The organism is Paenilisteria newyorkensis, assembly GCF_000766145.1.
Classification (GTDB): Bacteria; Bacillota; Bacilli; order Lactobacillales; family Listeriaceae; genus Listeria_A; species Listeria_A newyorkensis.
The window spans coordinates 1-15,586 of sequence record NZ_JNFB01000012.1; the positions used below are offsets into that span (position 1 = coordinate 1).

General features: G+C 41.1%; 17 protein-coding genes and 1 tRNA gene. 15 read left to right on the top strand and 3 right to left on the bottom strand.

Annotated elements, in window-relative coordinates; all coding sequences use genetic code 11:
* Positions 1 to 1,193: toxin Cry1Ac domain D-VI-related protein (locus EP58_RS04570; RefSeq protein WP_036090682.1), on the bottom strand; the 1,193-nt coding region annotated here is incomplete at its 3' end.
* Positions 1,194 to 1,468: 275 nt separating this feature from the next.
* Here EP58_RS04570 and rapZ point away from each other — a divergent pair.
* From rapZ to namA, 4 genes are read left to right on the top strand one after another with little or no spacing between them, the layout of a single operon-like run.
* Positions 1,469 to 2,344: an RNase adapter RapZ gene (gene rapZ / locus EP58_RS04575; RefSeq protein ID WP_036090684.1), complete on the top strand. Its 876-nt coding sequence runs from the start codon at positions 1,469 to 1,471 to the stop codon at positions 2,342 to 2,344.
* 1 nt (position 2,345) lies between these two features.
* Positions 2,346 to 3,311, top strand: coding sequence for a gluconeogenesis factor YvcK family protein (locus EP58_RS04580; RefSeq protein WP_036090687.1), 966 nt, complete (start codon positions 2,346 to 2,348; stop codon positions 3,309 to 3,311).
* Positions 3,312 to 3,317: 6 nt separating this feature from the next.
* Complete coding sequence (gene whiA / locus EP58_RS04585) at positions 3,318 to 4,286, top strand: DNA-binding protein WhiA (RefSeq protein ID WP_036076742.1); 969 nt, start codon at positions 3,318 to 3,320, stop codon at positions 4,284 to 4,286.
* A gap of 30 nt (positions 4,287 to 4,316) precedes the next feature.
* Positions 4,317 to 5,333 (top strand): NADPH dehydrogenase NamA, encoded by a 1,017-nt coding sequence (gene namA / locus EP58_RS04590; protein ID WP_036090689.1) that lies wholly within the window; start codon positions 4,317 to 4,319, stop codon positions 5,331 to 5,333.
* A 57-nt stretch (positions 5,334 to 5,390) separates the two neighbouring features.
* On the opposite strand, the gene EP58_RS04595 is transcribed toward namA, so the two are convergent.
* The gene (locus EP58_RS04595; RefSeq protein ID WP_036090691.1) at positions 5,391 to 6,023 is read right to left on the bottom strand and encodes a hypothetical protein; all 633 of its coding nucleotides are present in this window, start codon (positions 6,021 to 6,023) and stop codon (positions 5,391 to 5,393) included.
* Between the two features lie 127 nt (positions 6,024 to 6,150).
* Here EP58_RS04595 and EP58_RS04600 point away from each other — a divergent pair, with 127 nt between their 5' ends.
* From EP58_RS04600 to EP58_RS04620, 6 genes are all read left to right on the top strand, one after another.
* Complete coding sequence (locus tag EP58_RS04600) at positions 6,151 to 6,777, top strand: hypothetical protein (RefSeq protein ID WP_036090693.1); 627 nt, start codon at positions 6,151 to 6,153, stop codon at positions 6,775 to 6,777.
* Positions 6,778 to 7,390: 613 nt separating this feature from the next.
* Positions 7,391 to 7,969, top strand: coding sequence for a hypothetical protein (locus EP58_RS04605; protein WP_036090696.1), 579 nt, complete (start codon positions 7,391 to 7,393; stop codon positions 7,967 to 7,969).
* 14 nt (positions 7,970 to 7,983) lie between these two features.
* The gene (locus EP58_RS04610; RefSeq protein ID WP_052171347.1) at positions 7,984 to 8,586 is read left to right on the top strand and encodes an accessory gene regulator B family protein; all 603 of its coding nucleotides are present in this window, start codon (positions 7,984 to 7,986) and stop codon (positions 8,584 to 8,586) included.
* Positions 8,587 to 8,593: 7 nt separating this feature from the next.
* Complete coding sequence (locus tag EP58_RS17865) at positions 8,594 to 8,749, top strand: cyclic lactone autoinducer peptide (protein ID WP_420063863.1); 156 nt, start codon at positions 8,594 to 8,596, stop codon at positions 8,747 to 8,749.
* Between the two features lie 598 nt (positions 8,750 to 9,347).
* A complete protein-coding gene (locus tag EP58_RS17465; protein WP_159106208.1) occupies positions 9,348 to 10,097 on the top strand; it encodes a sensor histidine kinase in 750 nt (249 codons plus the stop codon).
* Positions 10,098 to 10,112: 15 nt separating this feature from the next.
* A complete protein-coding gene (locus EP58_RS04620; RefSeq protein WP_036076760.1) occupies positions 10,113 to 10,877 on the top strand; it encodes a LytR/AlgR family response regulator transcription factor in 765 nt (254 codons plus the stop codon).
* A gap of 239 nt (positions 10,878 to 11,116) precedes the next feature.
* Here the strand turns inward: EP58_RS04620 and clpP are convergent, their stop codons facing one another.
* Positions 11,117 to 11,710: an ATP-dependent Clp endopeptidase proteolytic subunit ClpP gene (gene clpP, locus EP58_RS04625; protein WP_036062063.1), complete on the bottom strand. Its 594-nt coding sequence runs from the start codon at positions 11,708 to 11,710 to the stop codon at positions 11,117 to 11,119.
* 395 nt (positions 11,711 to 12,105) lie between these two features.
* Between clpP and EP58_RS04630 the strand changes: the two genes are divergently transcribed.
* The 5 genes from EP58_RS04630 to uvsE all read left to right on the top strand — a co-directional run bounded on the left by EP58_RS04630 (position 12,106) and on the right by uvsE (position 15,543).
* Positions 12,106 to 12,177, top strand: a tRNA-Arg gene (locus tag EP58_RS04630).
* A 261-nt stretch (positions 12,178 to 12,438) separates the two neighbouring features.
* A complete protein-coding gene (locus EP58_RS17470; RefSeq protein ID WP_156110573.1) occupies positions 12,439 to 12,606 on the top strand; it encodes a hypothetical protein in 168 nt (55 codons plus the stop codon).
* Positions 12,607 to 12,617: 11 nt separating this feature from the next.
* Entirely contained in the window at positions 12,618 to 13,205 is a 588-nt protein-coding gene (locus EP58_RS04635; RefSeq protein WP_036090701.1) for a GNAT family N-acetyltransferase, read from the top strand.
* Between the two features lie 213 nt (positions 13,206 to 13,418).
* The gene (locus tag EP58_RS04640; RefSeq protein WP_036090704.1) at positions 13,419 to 14,588 is read left to right on the top strand and encodes a hypothetical protein; all 1,170 of its coding nucleotides are present in this window, start codon (positions 13,419 to 13,421) and stop codon (positions 14,586 to 14,588) included.
* An 88-nt stretch (positions 14,589 to 14,676) separates the two neighbouring features.
* On the top strand, positions 14,677 to 15,543 hold the full coding sequence (uvsE, locus tag EP58_RS04645; RefSeq protein WP_036090706.1) for a UV DNA damage repair endonuclease UvsE: 867 nt from the start codon (positions 14,677 to 14,679) through the stop codon (positions 15,541 to 15,543).
* The last annotated feature ends 43 nt before the right edge of the window (positions 15,544 to 15,586 follow it).

Below are 15,586 nucleotides of genomic sequence, written 5' to 3' on the forward strand. Positions count from 1 at the left end.
AACGTACCATCTGCTTTGACAGTGCCAGTACCGATAGTTGTCGTGCCGTTTTTGATGGTCACAGGAGCGTTGGGTTCCCCACTTCCTGTTACTTTGACAGAATCTGTCGTTAAAGCGCTTATAGTAGTTGGCGCGATAACATTGAAAGCTGTTGTTGCTTTGTCAAGTTCTGCTTGAAGTTCTGCTTTTTTAGTTGCGTCTGTTACAGCATCGATTTTAGCTTGCGCTGCGTCGATATCCGCTTGAGTGGTTGTTTGTCGGATGCTTTTTTCGGGATCATTGTCTACGAAAAGTTGATTTACAGCGGTTGTTGCAGCTTCAATTGTAGTGAAATCTGCAAGTCCTGCTGTAGCTTTGTCGATAGCTGCTTGTACAGCTGTCTTGTCAACTGTGTCAACAACTAAGTCTAGCGCCGCTTGTACGGCATCGATATCCGCTTGTGTGACAGTAGGCTTAATGCTTTTACTGGTATCATTATCAATGAATAGAGCGTCAACAAGATCTTGGGAGTGGTTTGTTGATGGGTCCTGGATGATTACTTTTGCAGGTGCGCTTACATTAGAGTATTCTGCTAAGGATGATCCGTAACCTTGATATGCCATAATGTAGTCTCCAGGCGAATATCTGGATAAATCGATATTGAATGTTAGATTTCCACCAGATGGAGCCATTTTTTGAAGAAGCCGGTTTAAATATGCTCCATTTTTATCATAAACGTCAATCTTTATTAGTTGAAGATATTCAGCATTGGTCAGTTGGACGCTAGTGGAAGAAACGGTTAATGGATTTATATTTAGTTTGGGAAATTGAACAGGTGTTTTTGTTATAGAGCTCTCAACACCATTAACAACTTGACTGATAGATATAGACATTCCTGCTTCAAGATGCATATTTGCTACTGAAATATTAAAGGAACCGTCTGTATCGATATCAGTAAACTCATAATTGGCTAATACAGACTGATTTGGGTTATGGACTTGAACTTTAATAGATGATGTATGGGGATCCACTTTACCAGTTATATGAGTAGAGTTCGTAATGATAGGATTAACAATGGGACTTGTTACGCTCGTTTCTGTATTTTCTTGAGTAGATGTTGCATAAGTGCCAGCAGGTAATGTCGTCAGTACTGTGCTTGCTAACACATTGGTTGCTAAGATTACTGTGGCTACTTTTTTGATATTCTTATTCATTTTTATAATTCCTCCTTCAAGTTATCGCATTTTCTAGTGCTTCTAAATAGTATCATGGTTGTGTGGGCTAAAAAATACAGAATTTCCGTATATTGGAATGGAATTGTGTACAGTTTGTGACAGTTTACGAAAGGGAAATGAAACGCCCGGCTGATTTACTTTGTTAGGTTTTTGGGTGGAGATATGGTAGAATGAGTTTGTATATTAGTATAGAAAGAAGTAGCCTAGAGTACACATTGGGACTACTTTTTGAGATAGGAAAGGTTGGGCTATAGATGGCGACGAATCATTTGCAGTTAGTGATTATTACGGGGATGAGTGGGGCAGGGAAGACTGTCGCAATGCAATCTTTGGAGGATTTGGGCTACTTTTGTGTGGATAATTTACCGCCGAGTTTATTGCCGAAGTTCTGGGAATTGATGAAGGAATCTGGCAAAATGAACAAAATTGCGCTCGTGATGGATTTGCGGGGTCGCGAGTTTTTTGATTCGATTCAGCCGGCGCTTGATGAGTTGGATAATACGTCTTTTATTACGACGAAAATGTTGTTTTTGGATGCGGATGACCAGGTTTTGGTGTCTCGTTATAAGGAGACTCGCCGTCATCACCCGCTTGAGCCTAATGGTTCGGTGTTGGAGGGAATTAAGCAGGAGCGCGAGTTGTTGGAGGACTTGAAGGGTCGTTCGCAGCTTGTGATTAATACGTCGACATTGGCGCCGCGCGAGCTTCGTGAACGGATGAACAATGAGTTTCAGACGAGTGACCGGGAAGTTTTCAACGTGCAGGTGATGTCGTTTGGGTTTAAGTATGGTTTGCCGATCGATGCGGACTTGGTTTTTGATGTGAGGTTCTTGCCGAATCCGCATTATATTGATAAGATGCGTCCGCTGACTGGGCTTGATCGGGATGTTTATAATTATGTGATGAAATGGCCGGAGACGGAGACTTTCTTGAATAAATTGATGGACATGATCTTGTTTACGTTGCCGTATTATAAGCGTGAAGGGAAGACGCAGTTGGTGATTGCAATTGGTTGTACTGGCGGTCAGCATCGTTCTGTGGCGCTTTCGGAGTACGTTGGTAATAACTTGAAAACGAAATATGAGACGCAGATCTCGCATCGTGATATGAAACGCAGAAAGGGAAAGTGAGATGACAACGACGCAAAAGCCGAAAGTGGTCGTGATTGGTGGCGGGACAGGCTTACCGGTCATACTGCGAGGCTTGAAAAAACAACCGATTGATTTGACTGCGATTGTCACGGTTGCTGATGATGGCGGGAGTTCGGGCAAGATTCGCGAACAAATGGATGTATTGCCACCTGGTGATATTAGAAACGTGATGGTGGCGCTGTCGAATACGGATCCGCGGATGGAAGCTTTGATGCAATATCGTTTTAAAGTGGAAGGTGATTTGTCGGGGCACGTGATTGGAAACCTGATTTTGACGGCGTTATCGCAGTTGAATGATAGTTACGTGGAGGCGATCGAAGTACTTAGCAAGGCTATGCGGATTCGTGGAAAAGTGATTCCGGCGACGGATCGACCGCTGATTTTGAATGCGGTGATGGAGGATGGTTCGCTTGTGCAAGGGGAGTCGGCGATTCCGATGCAGGGCCAGCCGATTGACCGCGTGTTTATTACGCCGGCGGATGTGAAGGCTTTGCCAGCCGCGATTGAGGCGATTCATGACGCGGATTTGATTGTGCTTGGGCCGGGAAGCCTGTATACGAGTATTTTGCCGAGCTTGTTGGTGCAGGATTTGCAAGATGCGATTTTTGAAAGTAAGGCGTACAAGGTGTATATCTGCAATATTTTGACGCAAGTTGGGGAAACGGATTTCTTCACGGACGCGGATCATGCGCAGGTGATTTTGAACCATGTGGGTCGGCCGATTATTGACGCAATGATGATTAATACGGCGGAAGTGCCGCGACATTTGATGTTCCCGGATGATGTGATGCAGGTTGAGCAGAATTTTGAGAAGGATCACGCGCTGAATATTAACGTCATTGCAGGCGATTTACTCTCCACAGAAGGCGGATTAGTAAGGCATGCTGCGGATAAAGTGACGAATACATTATTACAGATTCTGATGAATTTGAAAGAAAAGGAATGAGGGTCTATGTCCTTTGCCTCGGAAACAAAGAAAGAATTAACCAATTTAGATATTACAAAAACGGATGCAAAAGTGGAACTGTCGGCTTTTATCCGCATGAACGGTGCCGTCTCGTTTTCTAACCAGATGATGGTGGTGGACGTCCAGACGGAGAACGCAGCGATTGCGCGCCGAATGTATCGACTTTTGAAGGAATTGTATCAAGTGCCGATCGAATTATTGGTACGCAAAAAAATGAAATTGAAGAAAAATAACGTCTATATTGTGCGTTTGAAGGCTAAGACGAAAGAGATTCTGGCCGATTTGGCGATTTTAAATGATGGCGTGTTTCAGAATGCGATTAATCCTGCGTTAATTAAGACGAAGAGTGCGCGCCGGGCCTATCTTCGCGGCGCATTTTTGGCGAGTGGATCGGTGAATAATCCGGAGACGTCGTCGTATCATTTGGAGATTAACTCGGTGTATGAGGAGCACAACGACGCGATTTGTAGTTTGATGAACAGTTTCAAGCTCAATGCGCGGACATTGGAACGCCGAAATGGCTATATTACGTACTTGAAAGAGGCGGAGAAAATTACGGAATTCCTGAATATTATCGGGGCAACTGGGGCGCTGCTTCATTTTGAAGACGTTCGGATTATGCGCGATATGAGGAATTCGGTGAACCGGCTTGTGAATTGTGAGACGGCAAACTTGAATAAAACGATTAACGCGGCGGTGCGGCAAATTGATAATATTAAATTTATCGCGGCGGCGGTGGGCTTAGAAGCATTACCTGAAAAGTTGCGGGAAATCGCGGTTTTGCGCGTGCAATATGAAGACGTGACGCTGCAGGAACTCGGCGACATGCTCTCCAGCGGGCCAATCAGCAAATCAGGAATCAACCACCGTTTGCGCAAACTTGACCAAATCGCGGACCAACTACGAAGCGGCGAATCCCCGTCACAATTAGGACTTAGAATACCTTCGAAATAAATATAACTAAGAAAAGGATGCGATCAAACCATGTCAAAATTGTTTTCTACGTATAAAACGAAAGGTCTTACTTTGAAAAACCGTGTGGCGATGTCCCCAATGTGTATGTATTCTGTAGAGACGGATGACGGAGTGGCGAACGATTTTCATTTCGCGCATTACGTTTCCCGCGCGGCCGGTCAAGTTGGCCTTATCATCTTGGAAGCAACAGCGGTACAGGCGGTTGGCCGAATTTCTCACGGCGATTTAGGATTATGGGATGACGTCCAAATTCCAGCCTTGAAGCGAATCGTTGACGGTGTGCATTACCATAAAGGCGCAGCTGGAATCCAGTTGGCACACGCCGGTCGAAAAGCCGTTTTAGACGTAGATCCAGTCGCACCAAGCCCCGTCGCATTTGACGATGAAAGCAAAAAACCGCACGAACTGACAGCAGCAGAAATAGAAGAAGTCGTAGCTGATTTCAAAAAAGCAGCCTTCCGCGCGAAAGAAGCCGGATTTGATGTCATTGAAATTCACGCAGCGCACGGCTATTTATTACACGAATTCCTATCACCGATTTCGAATTTACGCGAAGACCAATATGGCGGCCCAGCAGGGAACCGTTACCGCGTTTTAGGCGATGTGATTAAAGCCGTTCGCGAAGTTTGGGATGGCCCACTTTTCGTTCGTATTTCCGCGACCGATTACGCGCATGGCGGTTTGACAGTAGACGATTACATCCCGTTCGCCAAATGGATGAAAGCAGACGGCGCCGATTTACTAGATGTCAGCAGTGGCGCACTAGTAAATACCGTTCCAAAAGTATATCCAGGCTATCAAGTACCATTCGCTGAAAAAATCCGCACAGGAGCAGGAATCGCGACAGGCGCAGTAGGCCTAATTACGACAGGCGTTCAAGCAGAAGAAATTCTGCAAAATGACCGCGCCGATTTGATTTTCCTAGGACGCGAATTGTTGCGTGACCCGTATTGGGCGAGAACCGCTGCGAAAGATGTTCGTGGAGAAGTGACACCGCCTGAGCAGTATTCGCGTGGTGGTTGGTAATTAAATAGAAAAACAAGCATTCCGAGTTTGATGGGATGCTTGTTTTTGGCTATAAACCTATTCGTTTTCTTGTGAAATTTCGGTGTATAAGTCTCCGTATAAATCTTGGTAATCCGAGTTCTCCAAACTATGGGTTGAGCCGTTCTCATTCAAAAATAGTTCATGTTTAGGCTCCTTATTCACAGGATACTTACTCAAAAATGCATTTGTTAAAACGTAGTTATCGCCGGATGTGCTGTTTCTAAGATAGAGATAATAAGACTTTCCTATGTCCATTTTTTTATAATAATCAAAAGTAAGCGTCTTTTTTTCGTTTTCAATCAGTACATCAGTCACTACATTCTCTACAATTTCAATCTTGTCACCGACTTTTAGAGAGCTGGTGGCATCTTTTTGTATGTCTTTGATAATTACACTGCTCAGCGTATAAAATTCGGTGGGCATAATACTTTCTTCGGATTCCTTAATCACCGTTTGCTTTTCTCCATTTTTCGCGACCTCTACAATAATCGGCGATGTATTTTCTAATTCGGTTAGATTGGAAGCCAAGGAAGTGTATTTATTAGGCGATGAGATAATAGTTCGTTCATCAACTGGCACTACTTTTTGGGTTATTTTATTATCTGCTGCCACCTCGTTTGTCGAACAACCTGATACAAGAAGTAAACTAGCTATTGCGATTCTTATCATGAATAACGGCTCCTTTTTTGTTAGTATGTCTAACCATAATACCATTATTTAGGTTCAGACGCTAATTTGGTATTTCGACTCAAAACGTGTTATTGTAAAACTATCTTATAAAAAAGGGAGCGCTTATATGAAAAAAATGAGAATTATTATCCTATCACTGTGTTGTTTTGCTTTAGTCTCGTGTGGTGATGAAGATACTAACAGCAAGCCCAGTGGAAGCAATGAGCTAAAAGCGAGCGTCCATACATCAATCGAAGCTGTTACATATAATCAAGCAATCAAAGAATCTGATTTAATAGCAGAAGTCCAGATTGCAAAGAAAAGCGATACAATTTCAGGTGGGAACAATATTGTCCCAAAAACCAAATTTGAAAGTAAGATTAAAAAAGTCTACGCAGGAGATAAGAAGAATCAGGATATAATTGATATTCTCCAAGGTGGCCAAGAAGGACTGGAGATTGAAAATTATCCATTATTCCAATCAGGCGAAACGTATATTTTAATGCTGATGGATTCAGGTGATGGTCAGACATTTTGGATTAAAGGTCAAGTAAATGGAACTTATTTCGTCGATGGAAATACAACACTGAAATTCGGAAATAGAGAGCCGGGTTTGCCTGGAAATAACGGCAGAAGTAAGCTGGGAATGCTCATTACTAAGAAACAGAAAGAAATGACAAGCAATTTTCAAGTGCTGGATACATCAGCTTTAAAAGAGAAAATTGAAAAAGACGCGAATGAAACTGCCTACTAAAGATTTGCGAAATAAGAACTTAATTATTAATGTAAAAACGCTAATCAAAGTAAAATTCATATTTATCTTGTATATATGTTATAGTGTTCATATAGTGAAACCAGTTACGAGTCATGGAGTGTAAAAATAAGATTATAAATAACAGGAGGCTAAATATATGAGTCAATACATACCTATCACAATGGTTGCTGTAGTTGTAATTGCCATAGCAGTTCTCACAGTCATCATCAGAAAATCTATAAAGAAAAGCCAGCCCTAAAAACTTTTGAGTTAAAGTTTATGAAGGTTGTTCGAATATAGGAGTAATTTATTTTCTATTTTAGAAATCAAGAATTAGGGCGTCACTCATATGATAAACGGAAAATAAAAACCAGGATAAAACATTGGACTCACCTCCGATATTTTATCCTTTTTTTGGCTATGAAATCAATTAATGTTACATACATGACTAAAAAACACCCCTTTTTTCGCGCTTACGAACGAAATCGCTACGTTCACGACAAAATGATAAAAATGCTACCTTTCTGTCGTATAATTGGTTTATGGAAATAAGGCTTACCGAGATGAGCTTTTTGAACCACATTATTCGACGCTGAAAGGAGTAGATCACGAAATGATGAAACCATTTGTTCAAGCAAAAATGGCTAGCACACAACCATGCTTATTTTTCCAAAAGGAAATTGTTCGTGATTTGCAGTTTTTTAGCCCCGTCTTGGCTAAAATTAATTTAGTAGACCGTAATAGTGAGGATTCAAAATGGGATTGTCTCATGTTGGCAGTATTTTCAAAGCTTGGACGTGACTATATAAATAAAGAAGACTACTTTTTAGATCGGTTTCCAGTAGCTGGCCATCAACCAAAATATAAAATGTTGATTACATACCGTGGTTACATCTATTTTTTGGATAGCATCACAAGGCACGTTGGGATCAGTGATAATCGGTTTTTGGTAGGACTTAATCGCGACAAGCTGTACATGATTGTTTATCGGGATGAGGCACTGTATAGTAAGCCGTTGAGAGGGAAGCACAATCTTCTCTCTCAAGACGCAAGAGTTACACGAAATATAGAGAAAATATTGAATGAGAATGAAATACCAAATGATAGGGTAGAAATTGCAGAGTTTGTTAATTCGGACAGAGCTAGTGAAATCTCGCTAGTCTCTGTCTGGGAATTAGCACTCGATGAATAGGGAGGCGAATTGGAATGTTTAGTTTGACCGTCCCCAATATGGCAGCAAAGATTACCAGAACAATTTTCCGCGATAGGGAAGTTGACGAAGACAGATTTGCGATTGTAAAGTATGGTGTAGAAATATTTTTAGTGAACGTGACGAAGGGAATTACCGTATACCTCGCCGCTGCCTTGTTAGGGATGATTTGGCAGACGTTGATTGTACATCTTTCTTACTTGATTGTTCGTAGGCATTCGTTTGGACTGCATGCGAAGACTAGTTTGGGGTGCACAATAACGAGTGTTGTGGTGTTTGTGGTGTTACCTTACATTGTGAAGGAAGTTCAATTGTCTGGATGGATGATTGTACTTATAAGCGCTCTAATTTTACTGAATATTGCGATATTTTCACCTTCGGATACTGAAAATATACCACTTTTTAACGCTCAAAAAAGACACATTTTGAGGCGAAAATCAATAAATAACACCATTGTTGTTATTTTTATCATGTTGCTAATATCAAATGGAGTTGTAAAAAGCCTAATACTGCTTGGTCTATTGATTCAAGTAATTTCAATTCATCCATGGACTTACTTTTTATTGAAAAGGAGATATAATAATTATGCGAAAAAATAAATTTAATATGAATTCTATAAAAAATAAAATATCCAACGAACTAGAGGATAGGTTTGAAAAGTTAGCTGATAATGCTCGACAATCAGAGGGAAGTTGCTTTTTGATTTTCTATGAACCTGAGATGCCCGAGATTTTAAAAAAAAAGAATGAAGACTGTGAATAGTGCATGGATTAAGTTGTAAAAAAGAGTATTTTAGACTATAATTTAGTTAAAGTACTCTTAGATTCACGAAGGAGGAATTATGCAAGCTTTACTATTCGGACTTTTTTTGCTAATAGGTTGTTTATTGATAGGTATCCAAGTTTTAAGTAGAGTTAGATTTCAATGGAAGAAGCTACTCATTTTACTTACATTTTTAACATTAACAGCTCTACCGCTGTATGTATATCTGGAGTTTATGTCGATACCATACATAATGCTAGTTTTATTTATCTTTATGTACCGAAGTACTAAAAATGTAAAACTTTCGCTAATGAGTATTGTTCTTTCTTTTGCAGTAGGAATTATATCAAATTTATTGACAAGCTTGACACTAGGCAACACATTTTTAGATCAGGAATTTAGTACAGCCATTTTTATCTTCGTGTATTCATGTATTATTTTTAAAATAATAGACGTTTTTTTAGCTCGCATAGGGAGTGAAGTTATATTTCAAGGGAGGTACTTAGCTCTTATCCTCATTGTTAGCTCAGCAACAGTAGCTCTATTTTATTTTTATATAATTCGTGATGCTAGGACTGAGCTAACTCAAGAAGCTTTGATGGTGAATGCTGTGGTCTTTCTATTCTATACATTTTTCATGATTATTGTACTAACAGTCATTGTCAGAAGCGCAGTCAAAAACGCAAAAGTCGAAGCTCAAGCTCTCCAAATGAGCCAACTTCGCGAATATGTCGGGGCACTCGAAGCGCTTCAAAAAGACATGCGGGTTTTCCGACATGATTATGTGAATATTTTATCTGGCATCAATGGTTTCATCACAAATTCGGACATGGATGGGCTTAGCGTTTATTTTCGGACGAAGGTTATTCCGATGAATTCGGATATGGAAGTTAATATTTCGAAGCTGTCGACGTTGCAGAATTTGGAGGTTATTGAACTGAAGGGACTGTTTGCTACGAAGATGATTCGGGCTCAGGAATTGGGCGTGGATGCGCAGGTTGAGGTTTATAAGCGAATTGATGAAATGAATATGGATAGTATTGATTTATGTCGGGTGACGGGGATTTTATTGGATAATGCGATTGAGGCGGTCGTTGATACTGCTGATCCAACTGTTCGCGTTGCAATTATTCAGAAAAAAGAGGCGATTGTACTCATTTTTGCTAATAGTTTACCGGAGGATTCGCCGCCGATTCATCAATTTTTCGAGGAAGGGTTTTCTACGAAGGGCGAGAACCGCGGGATTGGGCTTTCGACTTTGAAGAAGACGTTAAAGAAATATCCCAATGTATCTCTGGACACGAAGATAACGCAGCATGGTTTTGTGCAGGAACTGGAAATCGGCTAACAGGAGGGTGAGGAGATGATTGAGGTTTTTATCTGTGAGGACGAGGTTAATCAACGAAGCGAGCTTGTGAAACATGTTGAGAATTACATCATGATGGAGAATTTTGACATGGAGCTCGCTTTATCCACAGGTGATCCTGAAGAACTATTATCTTACGTCCAATTTGGTGGCGAAGGTATGGGTCTTTACTTTCTAGATGTTGACTTGAAGCATCCGCGGCTGGACGGTTTGGAGCTGGCGCAGAAGATTCGGGAATACGATCCTAGAGGGTTTATCGTTTTCATCACAACTCACGCAGAACTCAGTTACTTGACTTTTACATATAAAGTGGAGGCCATGGATTATATTATCAAGGACGATTTCGACAAAGTGCGCAATCGGATTTTTGATTGTATGAGAAGTGTTGAGGAAAGAGTTGGCAGGGAACGTAAAGAGGTCGGCAAGTTTTTTACTATGAAAACAGATGAAAAAGTTATTCACGAGCTCTATGATGATATCTTGTTTTTGAGTACGTTAAAAACGAAGGCGCGGAGGATTATTTTGCATGGGCAAGACCGCCAAATCGAGTTTTATGGCACGCTTAAGAGCTTGGAAGATAGTTTCGACGAGCGATTTTATAAGACGCATCGGGCTTTCATTGTGAATACGGACAAAATTGAATCGGTGAACTATGTAAATGGTATTATCACGATGGTAAATCAAGAGGAATGCCTGCTTTCTACGAGGTCGAGTAAGGATTTTCGTGATTTTATTCGTAGACGTCGTGGGAATATTGATTAAAAAACTCCCGAGTCTCAGCCTGTCGACAAACACCCATTTTCGTCGTTAAAAGCTCTGTTCCGATGCTCACGTACCTCAGTACGCTCCGCTTCGGTACTCACTTTTGCCTAGAAACTAGGTATTTGTCGACAGGCTGAGGTTTGGAGGAACGGACAGGTTTCTGTGGAAAATATAGTTTTTGAAAAGCAAAACTCCCGAGTTATCTCTGAAAACGAGAATGGCTCGGGAGTTTTGTTTGGTTATTTTAGACCAGCTTTGTTGACTACGATGTCGTCGATTAGGCCGTATTCTTTGGCTTCGCTTGCAGTCATGAAGTTGTCGCGATCTGTGTCGCGTGAAATAACTTCGATTGGTTGACCTGTGCGCTCTGCCATGATTGTGTTCATGCGCTCTTTTATTTTTAAAATGTGGCGAGCTGCGATTTCGATTTCCGTTGCTTGGCCTTGTGCGCCTCCAAGCGGTTGGTGAATCATGATTTCAGCGTTTGGAAGTGCGAAACGTTTGCCGTCTGCGCCAGCTGTAAGTAGGAATGATCCCATCGATGCTGCCATACCCATCGCGATTGTTTGAACGTCCGCTTTTACGAAGTTCATTGTGTCATAAATCGCCATCCCAGCAGAAATACTGCCGCCTGGTGAGTTGATATAAAGGAAAATATCTTTCTCAGGGTCTTGCGCGTCTAGAAATAGCAATTGCGAAACGATCGAGTTCGCTACGTTATCGTCAATCGCACTGCCTAGCATAATAATCCGATCTTTAAGTAAGCGGGAATAGATGTCATAAGCGCGTTCCCCACGGCTAGTTTGCTCGATTACTGTTGGAATTAAATTCATAATAAAACCCTCCTGTTTAGGTATATTTCATTTAAAAAAGAAACTGAGACAAAATCGAAATAATGAAAAGATTGCCAAACCCTTTTACGGGTAAGATGAAGATAATGCTTTACACGAATCGAGCGAAAGCGTTTGTATTCCAATAATTTGGTGGAAGCCGGAAGCGGAGCATACTAGTGTATGTGAGAACCGGAAGTCCGCCGAATTATTGGAATGCATGCGCTTGTCGCCGATTTATTTCGATTATGTTCCATTCTCCTCTTGATGCTTCTATATTACACGAATGGTCAAACTAGGTCAAACGAAAGGCTCGAATGAAATATTCCTATGAGATAAAGCTTGTGTAATTGGCATTTTTCCGCTATAATTATTGATTGTGAGTGTATTAAAATTTCGTCCTCGTGGTGCAACGGATAGCACGTGAGCCTCCGAAGCTCAAAATACAGGTTCGATTCCTGTCGAGGGCATTAAAAGTGAGTAGTACCAATGTGTCCATGTGATTAATGGCTGTTAATTACATGAATCATAATTCCTTTGTCCAATTAGGCTAAACTAATTGGACACTTTTTGTTATATATGTGTACCGTTTTTTCTTAATCTGTGGTACTATAGGATTAGAGGTATAAGGCTATACGAACTATGTAGTTTTGCACATTGCTTGGCGTTGTATTAAATTTTAAAATTAAATTTACTATCAAGACTAATAATATAATTTGGAGGAATGAGCTATGGTAACAGGTACATTGAAAAAAAATGATGTCATTGTTCTACCGGATAAGGATTTTAAGAATGCAGTTAAATTGTTTGAAAATCCAGTAGTTGATTTAAATAAAGTGAATGAAGTTGTCCTAAGAATGAGAAGAGCAAAGAAAAACAAAAACATAAATATTCATTGAGGGATGGAAATATGATGAGGGATAACGAGAAGCAGCAAAGTGGCGACATAGATATTTTCTCTCTTAATGGATTAGTGTCTCATGATAATGTTGTGGGACCATTTGGATGTGGGATTGATCTATTGAATGACTTTATTCGTACAGACGCGATGAAACAAGATTCTGAGATGCTTAGTGCCACAACGATTATGATGATGGGGAACGAATTAATTGGTTACTTCACAGTATGCGCGAGTGAGGTGAGTTTAGCTAAGAAATTTAAACGTTCCAATACGAAATATTTTACAAATCAATTAAGAGTTTATCCAGCTTTTAAAATTACACACTTTGCAATAAAAGAAGAGCATCAAGGCCAAGGATATGGATCAGCTCTGATGAATGCTTTGTTCAGGATATGTAGTATTAATATATCTCCATATGTTAAGTTCCCAGTGTTGGTTGTGGATTCGCTAAATGAAAAATCAACCAGCTTTTATAAATCGATGGGGTTTGCGGATATTGTTCATTTTTCTGGTGCGGGAGAACATCTTATGGGAATTGCTACAAAACAAGTTCAAGAAACGATTTATAGAGAGATGGAAGATATGTTGCATAATTAGCCTATATTTTGGGCTTTTTTTATTTGATAATTTGCTATGAATTGTGCTACAATCCTTGTGACAGTAAATTATTTTACTCTTTTTGATTGGTTATTAGTACTTATTGTTACTTTTAAATTTCAGAACATTCTATCAGTTTGTTCGGTAATTAACAGAGTGAAAGCATACAGAGAGAAGATTGGTTGGAATAATTTAATGAGATGGGGGATTTATATGAATCCGGTTACGGCTTTTACGATTATCATGCTTATTTGGACGATTGGGGATTTTGTGGCTAAGAAAACGAAATCAATTATTTCTTCTTTACTTGTGGCGGCGATTATTTTCATAGTCGGGTTTAAAACGAATATGTTTCCGGAAGATTTGCTGACTAGTTCTTCTTTACTCGCGCTGGGCCAGACGGTTATTGGCATGCTAATTGTTCATATTGGGACGATGATTAGTATTGATGAGCTGAAAAAGCAGTGGAGAACGGTTCTTATCGGTGTTTCTGCGATTCTTGGTATTATCGTTTTCCTTTTCACAATTGGCTCTTTCTTTTTGGATCAAAATTTCATCATTTCGGCGATTGGGGCGATTAGTGGTACGACGGTCGCGGTCATCATTATTCAAGAGGCCGCGCTGGCATCTGGACTGGTGTTGGTTGCTGTTTTTGCTGTGCTGATTTCGGCTTTTCAGGGGTTGATTGGTTATCCGCTCACTTCGATTATTTTGCGGAAAGAGGCGAATCGTTTGAAGGGAGAATATCGGGCTGGCCGATTGAAAGTGAAGGAGCCTGTGGAAAAAGCGGTGAAGGAGGAGCCGAAAACAATATTGCCGAAAGCTTTCCAAACGACGGCGGGGACTTTGTTCGTGGTCGGTGCAGTCGTGATGCTTGCTGGATTTATTTCTGATTTGACGAATGGGATTGTGAATCAATTTGTTATTGCGTTGCTGCTTGGTATTTTACTGCGTGCGTTTGGTGTTCTAAAACCGAATATTTTGACTGGTATCGATGCGTATGGGTTGATGATGATTGGGATTTTGCTCATTATTTTTGGCCCGCTCGCTACGTCTTCTGTGGACGATTTAATTGCGTTGATTGGTCCGCTTTGCATCGCGTTTGCCATTGGGGTTACAGGAAGTGTCGCGTTTTCGGCTGTTTTGGGAAAACTTCTTGGGTATAGTATGGCGATGTCGATGGCGATTGGGCTCACGACGCTCTATGGTTTTCCTGGAACGATGATTTTGAGTCAAGAGGCCGCGAAAAGTGCTGGTGAGAACAAGGAAGAAATCGCGGCGATTGAGGCAGAAATATTACCGAAAATGATTGTGGCTGGTTTTTCGACGGTGACGATTTTGTCGGTGGTGGTTACGAGTATTTTGGCTGAGTTTATACATTAGGATGGATAGCGAAAGCAACGATCAAAACCACTTTACTTGGTGTGATGGTTGCTTTTTTGCTATGATGGTGTGCGGAAGGGGTGGAGTGATGAAATTAGGATATGCGTGTATTAATATGTCGATGCCTTCGAAGTTTCGGACGTGTCGGTTGCGGACGGTGGAGGAGCAGGGGCTGGAAAAAGTGAAGGAGATTGCGGTACATAATTTGGCGGAGGTTATTCGGGTTTTGGAGTGGAATATTGCGCATGAGATTTATTTTTTCCGAATGTCGAGTGATTTGATTCCTTTTGCGTCGCATCCGATTATGACGTGGGATTGGCAGCGGGATGCGGATATTTTGGCGTTGACGGAGGAGATTAGTCGGCTGCGGGAGCTTCATGGGATGCGGTTGTCGATGCATCCTGGGCAGTACACGATTATTAATTCGCCGCGTGCGGATGTTGTGGAGAAGGCGATTGCGGAACTTTCGTATCATCAGCAGTTGTTGGATTTGGTCGGTGGCACGGATATGATTTTGCATATTGGTGGGGCTTATGGCGATAAGAAAACGGCAAGTGAGCGCTTTATACAGGCATATAAAGGCTTATCGGATGATATTAAGCGGCTTTTACGGCTGGAAAATGATGATAAGACGTATACGGCGAATGATGTTTTGGCTATTGCGGAGGCTACGGGCGCAACGGTTTGTTTTGATATTCATCATCATATTTGTAATCATGAGCCGGATGCAGATGTGGCGCAAATTGTGACGGATGTTTTTAAAACGTGGGAAACGACGCCAAAAATGCATATTAGCTCTGGAAAAACGGGGGCTACGGATCGGTCGCATCATGATTTGATTCATTTGGAGGATTTTCAGCGGTTGATGGGATTATTGGCTGGGCGTGATGTGGATATTATGTTTGAGGCGAAGCGCAAGGAGCAGTCGGTTTTGGTGTTGCGGGAGGAGTTGTGATGTGAGGTTTACGGATTGGCGAAGTCGTGATAAAATGATGGAG

Excerpts from the sequence above, each read along its gene's own strand:
- rapZ (WP_036090684.1), top strand. The coding sequence starts at position 1,469 with ATGGCGACGAATCATTTGCAGTTAGTGATTATTACGGGGATGAGTGGG.
- EP58_RS04580 (WP_036090687.1), top strand. The coding sequence starts at position 2,346 with ATGACAACGACGCAAAAGCCGAAAGTGGTCGTGATTGGTGGCGGGACA.
- whiA (WP_036076742.1), top strand. The coding sequence starts at position 3,318 with ATGTCCTTTGCCTCGGAAACAAAGAAAGAATTAACCAATTTAGATATT.
- namA (WP_036090689.1), top strand. The coding sequence starts at position 4,317 with ATGTCAAAATTGTTTTCTACGTATAAAACGAAAGGTCTTACTTTGAAA.
- EP58_RS04595 (WP_036090691.1), bottom strand. The coding sequence starts at position 6,023 with ATGATAAGAATCGCAATAGCTAGTTTACTTCTTGTATCAGGTTGTTCG.
- EP58_RS04600 (WP_036090693.1), top strand. The coding sequence starts at position 6,151 with ATGAAAAAAATGAGAATTATTATCCTATCACTGTGTTGTTTTGCTTTA.
- EP58_RS04605 (WP_036090696.1), top strand. The coding sequence starts at position 7,391 with ATGATGAAACCATTTGTTCAAGCAAAAATGGCTAGCACACAACCATGC.
- EP58_RS04610 (WP_052171347.1), top strand. The coding sequence starts at position 7,984 with ATGTTTAGTTTGACCGTCCCCAATATGGCAGCAAAGATTACCAGAACA.
- EP58_RS17865 (WP_420063863.1), top strand. The coding sequence starts at position 8,594 with ATGAATTCTATAAAAAATAAAATATCCAACGAACTAGAGGATAGGTTT.
- EP58_RS17465 (WP_159106208.1), top strand. The coding sequence starts at position 9,348 with ATGGTGAATGCTGTGGTCTTTCTATTCTATACATTTTTCATGATTATT.
- EP58_RS04620 (WP_036076760.1), top strand. The coding sequence starts at position 10,113 with ATGATTGAGGTTTTTATCTGTGAGGACGAGGTTAATCAACGAAGCGAG.
- clpP (WP_036062063.1), bottom strand. The coding sequence starts at position 11,710 with ATGAATTTAATTCCAACAGTAATCGAGCAAACTAGCCGTGGGGAACGC.
- EP58_RS17470 (WP_156110573.1), top strand. The coding sequence starts at position 12,439 with ATGGTAACAGGTACATTGAAAAAAAATGATGTCATTGTTCTACCGGAT.
- EP58_RS04635 (WP_036090701.1), top strand. The coding sequence starts at position 12,618 with ATGATGAGGGATAACGAGAAGCAGCAAAGTGGCGACATAGATATTTTC.
- EP58_RS04640 (WP_036090704.1), top strand. The coding sequence starts at position 13,419 with ATGAATCCGGTTACGGCTTTTACGATTATCATGCTTATTTGGACGATT.
- uvsE (WP_036090706.1), top strand. The coding sequence starts at position 14,677 with ATGAAATTAGGATATGCGTGTATTAATATGTCGATGCCTTCGAAGTTT.